10 protein-coding genes and 1 pseudogene are annotated in these 13,338 nt (G+C 73.7%); 7 read left to right on the top strand and 4 right to left on the bottom strand.

Going from position 1 to position 13,338, the window contains the following annotated elements; translation table 11 throughout:
* Positions 1-149 precede the first annotated feature (149 nt).
* From pdhA to ACFWEE_RS01340, 5 genes are all read left to right on the top strand, one after another.
* Complete coding sequence (gene pdhA, locus ACFWEE_RS01320) at positions 150-1,352, top strand: pyruvate dehydrogenase (acetyl-transferring) E1 component subunit alpha (RefSeq protein ID WP_386885310.1); 1,203 nt, start codon at positions 150-152, stop codon at positions 1,350-1,352.
* Positions 1,349-2,371, top strand: coding sequence for an alpha-ketoacid dehydrogenase subunit beta (locus ACFWEE_RS01325; protein WP_386885311.1), 1,023 nt, complete (start codon positions 1,349-1,351; stop codon positions 2,369-2,371). Before pdhA ends, ACFWEE_RS01325 begins: the two co-directional genes overlap by 4 nt.
* On the top strand, positions 2,371-3,894 hold the full coding sequence (locus ACFWEE_RS01330; RefSeq protein ID WP_386885313.1) for a 2-oxo acid dehydrogenase subunit E2: 1,524 nt from the start codon (positions 2,371-2,373) through the stop codon (positions 3,892-3,894). Before ACFWEE_RS01325 ends, ACFWEE_RS01330 begins: the two co-directional genes overlap by 1 nt.
* Positions 3,895-3,985: 91 nt before the next feature.
* Positions 3,986-4,861, top strand: a complete 876-nt coding sequence (locus tag ACFWEE_RS01335) for an NTP transferase domain-containing protein (protein ID WP_386885314.1) — start codon at positions 3,986-3,988, stop codon at positions 4,859-4,861.
* Positions 4,858-6,405 carry a molybdopterin molybdotransferase MoeA gene (locus ACFWEE_RS01340; protein WP_386885315.1) on the top strand — a complete coding sequence of 516 codons (1,548 nt, stop codon included), beginning with the start codon at positions 4,858-4,860 and terminating at the stop codon, positions 6,403-6,405. The genes ACFWEE_RS01335 and ACFWEE_RS01340 overlap by 4 nt, the downstream gene beginning before the upstream one ends.
* A gap of 153 nt (positions 6,406-6,558) precedes the next feature.
* Here the strand turns inward: ACFWEE_RS01340 and ACFWEE_RS01345 are convergent, their stop codons facing one another.
* A complete protein-coding gene (locus tag ACFWEE_RS01345) occupies positions 6,559-7,668 on the bottom strand; it encodes a potassium channel family protein (protein WP_386885316.1) in 1,110 nt (369 codons plus the stop codon).
* A gap of 313 nt (positions 7,669-7,981) precedes the next feature.
* Here ACFWEE_RS01345 and ACFWEE_RS01350 point away from each other — a divergent pair.
* Together ACFWEE_RS01350 and ACFWEE_RS01355 are read left to right on the top strand one after the other, a co-directional pair.
* A pseudogene (locus tag ACFWEE_RS01350) lies at positions 7,982-8,689 on the top strand (potassium channel family protein); the annotation flags it as partial.
* A 56-nt stretch (positions 8,690-8,745) separates the two neighbouring features.
* Complete coding sequence (locus ACFWEE_RS01355; protein WP_386885318.1) at positions 8,746-9,741, top strand: NAD(P)H-quinone oxidoreductase; 996 nt, start codon at positions 8,746-8,748, stop codon at positions 9,739-9,741.
* Positions 9,742-9,920: 179 nt separating this feature from the next.
* On the opposite strand, the gene ACFWEE_RS01360 is transcribed toward ACFWEE_RS01355, so the two are convergent.
* The 3 genes from ACFWEE_RS01360 to ACFWEE_RS01370 all read right to left on the bottom strand — a co-directional run bounded on the left by ACFWEE_RS01360 (position 9,921) and on the right by ACFWEE_RS01370 (position 13,298).
* Positions 9,921-10,466 carry a bacterial proteasome activator family protein gene (locus tag ACFWEE_RS01360; RefSeq protein WP_386885320.1) on the bottom strand — a complete coding sequence of 182 codons (546 nt, stop codon included), beginning with the start codon at positions 10,464-10,466 and terminating at the stop codon, positions 9,921-9,923.
* A gap of 194 nt (positions 10,467-10,660) precedes the next feature.
* Positions 10,661-11,386: a hypothetical protein gene (locus ACFWEE_RS01365; protein ID WP_386885321.1), complete on the bottom strand. Its 726-nt coding sequence runs from the start codon at positions 11,384-11,386 to the stop codon at positions 10,661-10,663.
* Positions 11,387-11,657: 271 nt separating this feature from the next.
* Positions 11,658-13,298, bottom strand: coding sequence for a protein kinase (locus tag ACFWEE_RS01370; protein WP_386885323.1), 1,641 nt, complete (start codon positions 13,296-13,298; stop codon positions 11,658-11,660).
* Positions 13,299-13,338: the final 40 nt, after the last annotated feature.

Below are 13,338 nucleotides of genomic sequence, written 5' to 3' on the forward strand. Positions count from 1 at the left end.
CCCGGGCCCGTCCCGGGACGCGTCCGCGTGCGACCGCCCCGACTCCGACGTACACACCGACGTACACCCCGACGTAGGGCGCGGGGCCCGGGGGATTCGGCTCCCCCGCCGGTCCGTGTGTCCGCCTCGTTGCCAAGGAGGTGCCTCTCATGACGGTCCAAGAGCTGCCCGGCGCGGCCGGTTACCGGCCGGTGCCGCCCCCGGCCTGGAAGCCGCTCACCGATCCCGCCCCGCTGCTTCCGGACCCGGAGCCGTACCGGGTGCTGGGCACGGAGGCGGCGGCCGGAGCGGACCCCCGGCTGCTGCTGAGGCTCCATGCCGAGCTGGTGCGGGGCCGCCGGTACAACACGCAGGCGACCGCGCTCACCAAGCAGGGACGCCTCGCCGTGTACCCGTCCAGCACGGGCCAGGAGGCCTGCCAGGTGGCCGCGGCGCTGGTGCTGGAGGAGCGGGACTGGCTCTTCCCGAGCTACCGCGACACCCTCGCCGCGGTGGCCCGGGGGCTCGATCCGGTCGACGCGCTGACGCTGCTGCGGGGCGACCGGCACACCGGTTACGACCCCCGCGAGCACCGGATCGCGCCGCTCTGCACCCCGCTGGCCACGCACCTGCCGCACGCGGTGGGGCTGGCGCACGCGGCGCGGCTCAAGGGCGACGACGTGGTGGCGCTGGCGCTGGTGGGGGACGGCGGGACCAGCGAGGGCGATTTCCACGAGGCGCTGAACTTCGCGGCCGTGTGGCGGGCACCGGTCGTCTTCCTCGTGCAGAACAACGGCTTCGCCATCTCGGTGCCGCTGGCCAAGCAGACGGCGGCACCGTCCCTCGCCCACAAGGCGGTCGGTTACGGCATGCCCGGCCGGCTGGTCGACGGCAACGACGCCGCAGCGGTGCACGAGGTGCTGGCCGAGGCGGTGGCGCGCGCCCGCGGGGGTGGCGGACCGACGCTGGTGGAGGCGGTGACCTACCGCATGGACGCCCACACCAACGCCGACGACGCGACCCGCTACCGCTCCCGGGAGGAGGTGGAGTCCTGGCGGGACCACGACCCGGTCCTCCTCATGGAGCGCGAGCTGACCGCGCGCGGCCTGCTGGACGAGGCCACCGCCGACGCGGTGCGCCAGGAGGCGGAGCGGATGGCGGCGGCGCTGCGGGAGCGGATGAACGCCGATCCGGTGCTCGACCCGATGGACCTGTTCGCGCACGTCTACGGGGACCGGACCGGACCGCTGCGCGAGCAGGAGGCCGGGTTGCGCGCCGAACTGGTGGCCGAGGACGCGGCCGAGGACGCCGAGGAGCAGCGGGACGGCAGCGAGCGGTCCGGCCGGGAGCGGGACACGGAGGGCGGGCGATGACCACGGCGGTGCGGGCGCGGGCGGGGCGTACGGGGCCGGTCACGATGGCCCAGGCGCTGGGGCGGGCGCTGCGGGACGCGATGGCGGAGGATCCCTCGGTGCATGTGCTCGGCGAGGACGTCGGCACGCTCGGCGGCGTCTTCCGGGTCACCGACGGCCTCGCGGCGGAGTTCGGGGACGAGCGGTGCACGGACACGCCGCTCGCGGAGGCGGGGATTCTCGGCGCGGCGGTCGGGATGGCGATGTACGGCCTGCGGCCGGTGGTGGAGATGCAGTTCGACGCGTTCGCCTATCCAGCGTTCGAGCAGCTCGTCAGCCATGTGGCCCGGATGCGGAACCGGACCGGGGGCGCCCTGCCGATGCCGCTGACCGTGCGGATTCCGTACGGTGGCGGGATCGGCGGGGTCGAGCACCACAGCGACTCCTCGGAGGCGTACTACATGGCCACTCCGGGGCTCCACGTCGTCACCCCGGCCACCGTGGAGGACGCCTACGGGCTGCTGCGGGCCTCGATCGCCTCGGACGATCCTGTGGTGTTCCTGGAGCCGAAGCGGCTGTACTGGTCGAAGTCCGACTGGTCGCCGGAGGCTCTGCCGGAGGTCGAGCCCCTCGGACGGGCGGTGGTCCGCAGGCCGGGTACGAGCGCGACGCTGATCACCTACGGCCCGTCCCTGCCGGTCTGCCTGGAGGCGGCCGAGGCGGCGGTGGCTGAGGGGTGGGACCTGGAGGTCGTCGATCTGCGGTCTCTGGTGCCCTTCGACGACGGGACCGTCGCCGCCTCCGTGCGGCGGACCGGGCGCGCGGTGATCGTCCACGAGTCCGCCGGGTTCGGTGGGCCGGGGGGCGAGATCGCCGCGCGGGTGACCGAGCGGTGCTTCCACCATCTGGAGGCGCCGGTGCTGCGGGTCGCCGGCTTCGACATCCCGTATCCGCCGCCGATGCTGGAGCGGCACCATCTGCCGGGGGTCGACCGGGTGCTCGACGCGGTCGCCCGGCTCCAGTGGGAGGCGACGCGCTGATGCCCACGGTGCTCGAATTCAGGCTGCCGGACCTCGGCGAGGGGCTGACCGAGGCGTTGATCGTGCGGTGGCTGGTGGAGATCGGCGAGGTCGTCGCCGTGGACCAGCCGGTGGTCGAGGTCGAGACGGCCAAGGCCCTGGTGGAGGTGCCGTGCCCGTACGGCGGCGTGGTGACGGCGCGCTTCGGCGAGGAGGGCGCGGAACTCCCGGTCGGCGCCCCGCTGATGACGGTCGCGGTCGCGCCGGACCCGGCGGCGGGTTCCGCCCCGGTCCCGGCTTCCGCCCCGGTCCCGGCTTCCGCCCCGGTCCCGGCTTCCGCCCCGGTCCCGGCTTCCGCCCCGGTGTCGGGTCCGGTCCCGGGTTCCGCCCCGTCTTCGGCTTCCGCCCCGGCCGCCCCGGGCCCCGCGTCGTCGGACGCGTCGGGGAACGTGCTGGTCGGGTACGGCACGGCCGCCCCGGCGGCGCGGCGGCGGCGGGTCCGTCCCGTGTCCGCTTCGGCCGCCGCCACCGTCGGCGCCGGTCCGGTCGCTCCGGGCGCCCCGGTGGTGCAGGCCGGTTCGGGCGCTCCCGTGGTGCAGGCCGGTCCGGTCGCTCCGGTGGCGGAGGCCGGTCCGGCTGGTTCCGCCGCACCGGTCGCGGTGATCTCTCCGCTCGTGCGCCGACTGGCCCGGCAGCACGGCGTGGACCTCCGGGAGCTTGCGGGATCGGGGCCGGAGGGGCTGATCCTCCGGTGCGACGTCGAGGCGGTGATCGAGCGGGCGTCCGCGATGGGCGGTGGGCACGCCGTCGGCGCGGCGGGGGCGGCCTCCGCTCCTCCGCAGGACCGTGCCGTCACCGGCGAGCGGATCGCGTTGCGCGGGGTGCGGGGCGCGGTCGCCGACAAGATGGCGCGCAGCCGGACCGAGATCCCCGACGCGACCTGCTGGGTGGACGCGGACGCGACCGAACTGATGGCGGCCCGCGCGGCGATGAACAGGACGGCGGGGCCCAAGGTTTCGGTCCTCGCCCTGTTGGCCCGGATCTGCGCGGCGGCGCTGGCGAAGTATCCCGAGCTGAACTCCACCGTGGACACCGCCGCCCGGGAGATCGTCCGGCTGCCGTCCGTCCACCTCGGGTTCGCCGCGCAGACGGACCGGGGGCTGGTGGTGCCGGTGGTCCGGGACGCGCACGCGCGTTCCGTGGACTCGCTGGCGGCCGAACTGGCCCGGCTCACCGAGGCGGCCCGGGACGGGAAGCTGACCCCTGCGGAGCTGACGGGCGGCACCTTCACCCTGAACAACTACGGCGTGTTCGGGGTGGACGGCTCCACGCCGATCATCAACCACCCCGAGGCGGCCATGCTCGGGGTCGGCCGGATCGTCCCCCGGCCCTGGGTCCACGGCGGCGAGCTGGCGGTACGTCAGGTGGTGCAGCTCTCGCTCACCTTCGACCACCGGGTCTGCGACGGCGGCACGGCGGGCGGTTTCCTGCGGTACGTCGCCGACTGCGTGGAGCAGCCGGCCGTCCTGCTGCGGACCCTCTGAAGCGTCTCCGACAGTCCCCGCGCGCGGCCCTCGCCCGCTGGGCCCGTGCCCGGGGGCGGGTGCCCCGGGGCTGGGCGGCCATACTCGTCGCATGACCGCCCATGACGCCATCGTCCTCGCAGGAGGGGCCGCCCGACGGCTCGGGGGAACCGACAAGCCCGGGATCGGCGTCGGCGGGCGGGCGTTGCTCGACCGGGTGCTCGCGGCGTGCGCCGGTGCCGCGAGCACGGTCGTGGTGGGGCCCCGCAGACCCACGGTCCGGCAGGTGATCTGGACCCGCGAAGCACCTGCGGGAGGCGGGCCGGTGGCCGCGCTGGACGCGGGCGTGCGGCAGACCACCGCCCCCTGGCTCGTGGTGCTCTCGGCGGATCTGCCGTTCCTCGGCGCCGCCACCGTCGACGCGTTGCTGGCCGCCGCCGAGGAGGGCGGCCGGGAGGGTGCCCTGTGTAGGGACCCCGACGGGCGACGGCAGCCGTTGGTCGCCGTCTACCGCGCCGAACCGCTCCGCCGTGAGCTCGCCCTGCTCGCGACCGAGCACGGCGGCCTCGCCGGACTCCCGCTGCGCCTGCTGACGGCCGAACTCGATCTGGCCGCCGTGGCCACACCGGGACTCGCCTCCTTCGACTGCGACACTTGGGACGACATCAGGGTGGCAAGGGCACACATCAGGGAGCATGAGGCCGTGCTGGACGAATGGATCACCGCAGTCAAGACCGAACTGGGCCTCGAACTCGACGTCGACACCGATGTTCTGCTCGACCTGGCACGCGACGCCGCGCACGGTGTCGCGCGGCCCGCCGCCCCGCTCACCACGTTCCTCGTCGGGTACGCGGCGGGTCTGGCGGGCGCGAACGCCGCACCCGGTGAAGGCCCCCGGGCCGTGGCGGAGGCGACCCGCAAGGCGACTGCTCTCGCCCTGCGCTGGGAAGCGGAATCGGGCGAGGGCAAGGGAGCGGGAGCCCCGTGACCGGCCGGGAGCCGATCCCGGCGGCGGAGGCCCCGACCGTGCGGCTCTCCGGCATGGGAACGCCCGGGGACTTCTTCGTGCTTCCGGAACTGGACGACTGCCCGGTGCCCGCGCGGAAGACCTCCTCGGCCGAGGACGAACGGGCCGTGGAACAGGCACTGGCCCTGGCCAACAGGGTCTCCCCGCACGAGCCTTCGCCCTACGACTCCTCGCGCCACGACTCCTCGCGCCACGACTTCTCGGCCCCCCTGTCTCCTGAGCCCTCCGGAGCCACAGCGGGTGGATTCGCCAGGGAGGCGCCCGCGAGGGATGTACCCGCCCGCGGGGTCACGCCCGCGCACCTCTCCCCCGCCGTGACCTGGGAGCAGGCCCGGGCGCTGGCCGTGCGCGCCGGACGCGGGGGTACGCATGCCGCGATCCGGCTGCCGCTCGACCGCGCGCTGGGCCATGTACTGGCCGAAGGACTCACGGCGCTGACCGATCTGCCGTCCTTCGACACCTCCGCCATGGACGGCTGGGCCGTCACCGGACCTGGCCCCTGGCACTTCCACGGAGGCTCGGGGCTGCTCGCCGGGGACGGTGGTCCCGGCCGGCTGCCGGACGGCGAGGCGGTACGGATCGCCACCGGGGCCCGCATCCCCGTGGAGGCGACGGCGGTCATCCGCTCCGAGCACGCGGAAGTGGACGAGGCCAAGGGGATGCTGCATGCCCGGCGGGCGGTCGTCCCGGGCCAGGACATCCGGCCGCGCGCCCAGGAGTGCCGGACCGGCGAGCAACTGCTCTCGCCGGGAACACTGGTGACCCCCGCGGTGCTCGGACTCGCCGCTGCCGCCGGGTACGACGCGCTCGTCGTGGTCCCGCGTCCCCGGGTGGAGGTGCTGGTGCTCGGCGACGAACTGCTCACCTCGGGGCTCCCGCACGGCGGGCACATCCGGGACGCGCTCGGGCCCATGCTCGGTCCGTGGCTGCGCGCCGCGGGCGCCGATGTCGCCGAACCGCGCCGACTGGGTGACGACGCGGGGGCGTTGCGGCGGGCGCTCACCTCCACCGACGCGGACCTGGTGCTGACGACCGGCGGCACTGCGGCCGGCCCGGTCGACCATGTGCACCCGATCCTCGCGGAGATCGGCGCCGAACTGGTGGTGGACGGAGTGGCGGTACGCCCCGGTCACCCCATGCTGCTGGCCAGACTGGCACCGGACGGCCCCTGGTTGGTCGGGTTGCCGGGCAACCCGCTCGCTGCCGTCTCCGGCCTCCTCACGCTCGCCCTTCCGCTCCTCGGCGGGCTCGCGGGCCGCGTCGAGCAGGAGCCGTACCGGGCGCCCGTACAGGAGGCGGTGCAGGGGCATCCGCACGACACCCGGCTCGTGCCCGTGGTGCATCGGGCCGGGCGGGGAGGGGCCAGGGACCACGCCGTACCGCTGCGCTACAACGGCCCCGCGATGCTGCGGGGGATCGCCACCGCCGACGGCATGGCGGTCGTGGAGCCGGGTGGTGCGCGCCCCGGTGCCGAGGTGGAGATCTTGGATCTGCCCTGGGCGTAGGACCCTTCGTTCGGATCAGGCAGGGCTCGGGCGCCCCGACCGTTTCACGTGAAACGTCGCCGGTGACAGGACCGGCGACGGTGACAGCAACGGTCCGGCGTTCGGGTGTTTCACGTGAAACACCCGAACCGGAACGCGCGGGCGAACAGTGCGTCAGCGGGCTGGTCCTGAACGGCTGATGGTGATGAGACGGTCCTCGCGCTGGAGGCTGGTGAGCGCGGGGTCCGTGTAGTCGAGCAGTCTCCTGTTGCGGAGCACCGCGACGATCAGATCGGCGCAGTCGCGCGGCGGACGGCCGATCTCCTCCTCGGTCACCGCCCGTTCCCCGAGGTCCAGTCCGCTGCCGTGGGTCATCAGGTCCTCCAGGGTCCTGGCGACCGGCGGGCTGGCCATGGAGACCCCGAGCAGGCGGCCGGCCGAACTGGAGCTGGTGACCACGGTGTCCGCGCCGCTCTGTTTGAGCAGCGGGACGTTCTCGTCCTCGCGGACCGCGACGACGATGGTGGCGTGCTTGTTGAGCTGGCGGGCGGTCAGGGTGATCAGGGTGGCGGTCTCGTCGCGCTGGGGGGCGATGATCACCCGGCTTGCGGTCGGTACCTCGGCCTTGAGCAGTGTCTCGGAGCGTGTGGCGTCGCCGACGACGGCCACCAGCCCGTCGTCACCGGCCGCGTGTGCGGCCTTCTGCTGGGGGTCCACCACGACGATCTTGTCCTTGGTGATGCCCGTGGAGATCAACGACTCGACGGCGTGCCGGCCCTTGGTGCCGTAACCGACCACCACGACGTGGTCGCGGGTGCGGGAACGCCACCGGTGGATGCGTACCTGCTGGCGGGTCCGCTCGGTGAGGACTTCGAGGGTGGTGCCGACCAGGATGATCAGGAAGAGCACTCGAAGGGGGGTGATGACCAGCACGTTGATGAGGCGGGCGCCGTCGCTCACCGGAGTGATGTCGCCGTATCCGGTGGTGGAGAGGGTGACGGTCGCGTAGTAGACCGCGTCGAGCAGATCGACGCTGCTGTCGGAGGTGTCGTTGTAGCCGGAGCGGTCGGACCAGACGATCACCACCGTGACCGCCAGGACGAGCAGTGCCATCGCGAGGCGCCGGAGGACCTGTTGGAGTGGCGGCAGCGCTCCCTGCGTCGGCATGGTGATGGCGCGGCTGGCCTCGGCGTCCTCCCGCGCGTCCGAGCGCGAGCGGTGCCAGAGGGATCGCAGGATGGAGAACCTGCCGTTCCTGACTGCTGGTTGGTTCTCGTCCTTCATGGCATGTCCTCTGGCGGCGGCGGGCAGGTGGTCACGTCGTGGCCCATGGTCGTGGATCGACGACGGGGACGGTGGCCGAAGCGCGTCGCACGTGCCGTGTCTCCACCAGTCGTGCACCGTCACCGGCGGAGAGAAGCGTAAGGGGTCCCGTGCGGCCGTTCCGTCCGTCGTCCTTCCGTACCCTGGGAACTGCGCCGTACCGCGCGGCCCACCGGCCAGGGGGCCGCCGGACACCCCGACCCCCCGGACAACCGACCCCCGGGCAACCGACCCCCGGACACCCGGACACCCGGACCCCCGAGTTCCTGAATCGCTGAATCGCTGGAGAAGCAACGTGCGTGATCACAGTGTGGTCGTCGGTTTCGGTACGAAGGGCCGTTCGGCCGTGCAGACGCTCTGCGCGACCGGTCAGCGCAAGGACCGGATCGTCATCGTCGATCCGGCCGGCAAGGTGGTGGACGCGGTCAACGCCCAGGGGTTCACCGGGGTGCAGGGCGATGCCACGCGCAGCGAGGTGCTGCTGCGGGCCGAGGTCCAGAAGGCGCGTCAGATCATCATCGCCACCCAGCGCGACGACACCGCCGTGCTGGTGGCGCTGACGGCCCGGCAGCTGAACCAGAGCGCGAAGATCGTCGCCGCGGTGCGCGAGGAGGAGAACGCCCCGCTGCTCCGGCAGTCCGGCGCGGACTCCGTGATCACCAGCGCCAGCGCGGCCGGCCGCCTGCTGGGCCTGTCGGCGCTCAGCCCCGGCGCGGGCACGGTGCTGGAGGACCTGATCCAGCACGGCAGCGGCCTGGATCTCATCGAGCGGCCGGTCATAAAGAGCGAGGTGGGACGGGGCGTCCGGGAGACCGATGACCTGGTGGTGAACGTGGTGCGGGGGCACCGGATGCTCAGTTACGACGATCCCGCCGCGAGCCCCTTGCAGACGACGGACCGGGTGGTGGTGGTCGTGCGCGCCTCCCCGCTGCCCTCGCCGCTGATCCCGAACCGGCCGCCCCAGGGCCCGCAGCGGCTGTAGGCGGTGTCCGGCGGCGCGACGGCTGCCGCGGCGGGGTACGGAGTAGCCTCGCGGCCATGTATGCGATCACGATCCCCGAACCCGGTGGCCCCGAGGCGCTCGTCTGGACCGAGGTGCCCGATCCCGTACCCGGCGAGGGCGAAGTCCTCGTGCAGGTGCTCTCCAGCGCGGTGAACCGCGCCGACGTCATGCAGCGCCAAGGCTTCTACGACCCGCCGCCCGGCGCCCCCGTGTACCCGGGTCTCGAATGCGCGGGGCGGATCGCCGCGCTGGGCCCCGGGGTGAGCGGCTGGGCGGTGGGCGACGAGGTCTGCGCGCTCCTCGCCGGTGGCGGGTACGCGGAGAAGGTCGTGGTGCCGTCCGGGCAGCTGCTGCCGGTGCCCGCGGGGCTCGACGTGGTGTCGGCGGCGGCGCTTCCCGAGGTGACGTCGACGGTCTGGTCCAACGTCTTCATGGTGGCGCATCTGCGCCCCGGCGAGACCCTGCTGGTGCACGGCGGTTCCAGCGGCATCGGCACCATGGCGATCCAGCTGGCCAAGGCGGTCGGCGCCCGGGTCGCGGTGACCGCGGGCAGCGCGGAGAAGCTGGCGAGCTGTGCGGAACTCGGCGCGGACATCCTGATCAACTACCGCGAGCAGGACTTCGTGGAGGAGATCCGCAAGGCGACGGACGGCGCGGGCGCGGACGTCATCCTCGACATCGTCGGCGCGAAGTACCTGTCGAAGAACGTCGAGGCGCTCGCCACCAACGGGCGGCTCGCCGTCATCGGGCTCCAGGGCGGCGCGAAGGCCGAACTGAACCTGGGGGCCCTGCTGACCAAGCGGGCCGCCGTCACCGCGACGTCGCTCCGGGGTCGCCCGCTCGCCGAGAAGGCCGCGATCGTGGCGGCGGTGCGTGAGCACGTCTGGCCGCTGATCGAGGCCGGGGTGGTCCGCCCGATCGTGGACCGTACGGTGCCGATGGCCGAGGCCGCCGAGGGGCACCGGGTGATGGAGTCCAGCGCCCACATCGGCAAGGTCCTGCTGCTGGCGCCCGCCACGAACCAGGTCTGACCCCGCGTACCGGGCCTGACCGTGCGAGCCTGGCCCGCCCGCGCGAACGGAGCCCGGCCCGCATGACGAGAGCCCGGCCCGCACATCGGATCGTGTGCGGGACCGGGCTCTTCCGGGTCCGGGCTCTGCGCGCGAGCGCGCTGTTCTACGGGATCTGGTCCAGAGCGTGTCGTACGGCTTTACAGGTACGGGCCGGAGCGGATCGCGCCGTGCGGGTCTCCGTCGGACCCCTCGTCGTCGCCGGAGCCGGGGGGCAGGGCGCGCCGCATCTGCTCCAGCTGGGCGCGGGCCGCCATCTGCTGGGCGAACAGGGCGGTCTGGATGCCGTGGAAAAGGCCCTCCAGCCAGCCCACCAGCTGGGCCTGCGCGATCCGCAGCTCGGCCTCCGAGGGGACCGACTCCTCCGTGAACGGCAGCGAAAGGCGCTCCAGCTCCTCCACCAGCTCGGGCGCGAGGCCGTCCTCCAGCTCCTTCACGGAGCTGGCGTGGATCTCCTTGAGCCGGACGCGGCTGGCCTCGTCGAGAGGTGCCGCTCTGACCTCCTCGAGGAGCTGCTTGATCATGCTGCCGATGCGCATGACCTTCGCGGGCTGTTCGACCATCTCCGTCACTGGGACCTCGCGGGACTCGTCGCCACTGGCACCGCCGCCGACAGCCATTCCGTCCTGTCCCACTACGAGGACTTGGGGGTGCTCCTGCGACCGGTCATTCCTCGGCATCTCCATGCCGCCATTGTCTCGCACATGCGCCGTACAGAAGGGTGGTGCCCCTTCTTGGGCTTGATCCACCGTCCCCTACGTACCTGAATGCGTGATCAGTCCCCCGGGATCGTCCGGCGCCGCGCCGGACACGGACCCGGTTGGGTCGTGTGGTGAGGGTTCACCAACACGACCGAGTCCCGTACGTACCGCCCGTCCCGTCAGTCCGCGCGGCGCATCCGGGCGCCGAGGAAGGCCAGTCCGAGGCCGACCAGGGCGATTCCGCTGCCCAGGGAGAGCGGGCTGAGCCCTTCGGCGGGGCGGGTGCCCAGCGTGTGCGGCCGGGTCGCCGGTACGGGCTCGGAAGAGGGGAAGAGCGGCGCGGCGGAGAGGGAGGCGGGCGCGGACGGGGTGGCCGGGGCCTCCTCGTCCTCCAGCGCGGCGATGGCCTCCGCGAGCTCCTGGGGGGAGAGCGAACGGCCGGGGCGTACCCGGCCCTCCCCCGCGGGCCGCCCGGCGAACGGCTGCTCACCCGGAGACGGCGAGACGGACGGCTGGGCGGACGACGGGGCGGACGGCGAGCCGGTCGGGGTGAGGGGCGGCGGCGGAGCGACGGGCGGGGTGGTGGCCGGAAGCGTGAGCTCGGCCCGTGCTGCCGGTGCTGCCGGAGCGGGAGAGACGGCGGAGGCCGCCCGGCCGGACGGCGGGGCTCCCCGCGGGGCCGGGGAGAACGACGGCGGCGCGCCCGGCGAAGGTGTGGCCCGGTGGGCGGCGCGCGGGTCGGGGGCGCGGGAGGGAGCGCGGGAGAAGGCGGGTCCGGCGGTTGCCGGGGGCACCGGGCCCGGGGACGCGGAGGGCGTGACGGTGCTCGTACGGGGGGACGGGGAAGCAGCCGCACCGGCCGTCGGGCCCAGCGCGGCGGTCATGGCGAGCAGGAGGGAGACCACCGACCTCGACGTCCACGGAGACCGCGGGGGAGGAGGACCTGGAGCCATGGGATCAGCGTCACACGCCCGCACATTCCCGGCATCCCGGATGGAGGGATGTCATCCGCCACGGTGACGGCGGACCCGCCTCCCACCCGAACGGCCGATCCGGCCCACGCACAGACGGCCGAAACAGCGGGCCGGGCAGGGACTGCGGGCCGGGCAGGTACAGCGGGCCGGGCAGGTACAGCGGGCACGGCAGGGCACAGCGGGCCGGGCAGGCACGCAGGGCTCAGGAGGGGTCCCCCGTGGAGACGCTCAGCTCGATGTGGGCGTTCACCGGGTCGATGGCGGTGCCCGCGGTCGGGAACTGCTTGACGATCTGGTCCTCGGCGTAGGTGTTGCCGGGCTCCTCGATCACCTTGAGGGTCCACCCGGCGGCGTCCGCGCAGGCCTTCGCGGAGAGCAGGTCCTTGTAGACGAAGTCCGGTGCGGAGACCTTGTCGGCGTCGCGGACGTCCGTGCTCGGGTCCGTGCACTCGTCGGTGTCCATCGTCCGGTTGCGCTCGGGACCCTTGTGCTCCCCGGCGACCGCCGGCGCGCTGCTGCCGGTGGCGTCGGTGGGACCCGGCGCCGGGTCCTCGCCGCCGCCCCCGTCGAGGAGGAGCGTCGCCGCGATCAGGCCGATGACGACGATGCCGGCCACGGCCACGGAGCCGACGACCACCGGGTTCCGCCGGGACCTGCCGCCCCCGCCCCCGGAGCCCGTACCGCCGCCGACCACCTGGCCCGCGGTCGGGGAGGTCGCCGCGCCCGCGTACGGCGGCGGGGTCTGCTGGTACGCCGGAGGAGCGGCCTGCGGGTAGCCGTAGCTCGGAGCCGGGGTGGGGGCGCCGTACGGGCCGGGCTGCTGCGGGTGGGCCGGGTACGGGGTCTGGACGCCGTACGGGCCGGGCTGGGCCTGTTGGTCGACCGGCGGGAAGACCGTGGCGCCGACGCCCGACCCGCTGTTGACGGGGCCTCCGGCGACGATCACCGGGGCGGCGGCCTGGCCCGAGGCGTTCAGCACCCGGAAGATCTCGTCGCGCATCGCGGCGGCGCTGGGGAAGCGTTCGTTCGGGTTCTTCCGGAGTGCGCGGGCGACGAGCGCGTCCACCGCGGGGGTGACCGCCCGGTTGATCGTGGACGGGGCGGGCGGCTGTTCCTGCACGTGCGCGTAGGCGATGGCGAGAGGCGACTCCGCGTCGAAGGGGAGGCGCCCGGTGAGCAGCTGGAAGAGCATGATGCCGACCGAGTAGAGGTCGGAGCGGGCGTCCACGCCGCGGCCGAGGGCCTGCTCGGGCGAGAGGTACTGGGGTGTGCCGACGACCATGCCGGTCTGGGTCATCGAGGTGACGCCGGACTGCATGGCGCGGGCGATGCCGAAGTCCATGACCTTGACCACGCCACGCTTGGTGATCATGACGTTGCCGGGCTTGATGTCGCGGTGGACGAGCCCCATCTCGTGGCTGGTCTCCAGGGCGGCCAGCACGTCGGCGGTCACCTTGAGGGCCTTGTCGGCGGGCATCGCGCCCTGGGCGGCGATGTCCTGGCGCAGCACCGAGCCGAGCGGCAGGCCCTCCACGTACTCCATGACGATGTACGGCATCAGGGCGCCGCCGAGTTCGTCCTCGCCGGTGTCGAAGACGGAGACGATGTTGGTGTGCTGGAGCTTCGCGACGGCCTGGGCCTCGCGGCGGAACCGTTCGCGGAAGGACTGCTCCCGTCCGAGTTCGGTGTGCAGGGTCTTGATCGCCACCTGGCGGTCGAGTGCCGCGTCGTAGGCGAGGTAGACGGAGGCCATGCCGCCTTCGCCGAGCAGATCCCGGAGCTGGTACCGGCCGCCGGCGACGGCTCCGCCCGCATAGCGGCCCTGCGAACCGTCCTGGCTCATGACGTGCTCCCCCTCGGCGCGCTGTCGGCGCCTCACCCCG

This window comes from Streptomyces sp. NPDC060184, from assembly GCF_042728795.1.
Lineage (GTDB): Bacteria > Actinomycetota > Actinomycetes > Streptomycetales > Streptomycetaceae > Streptomyces.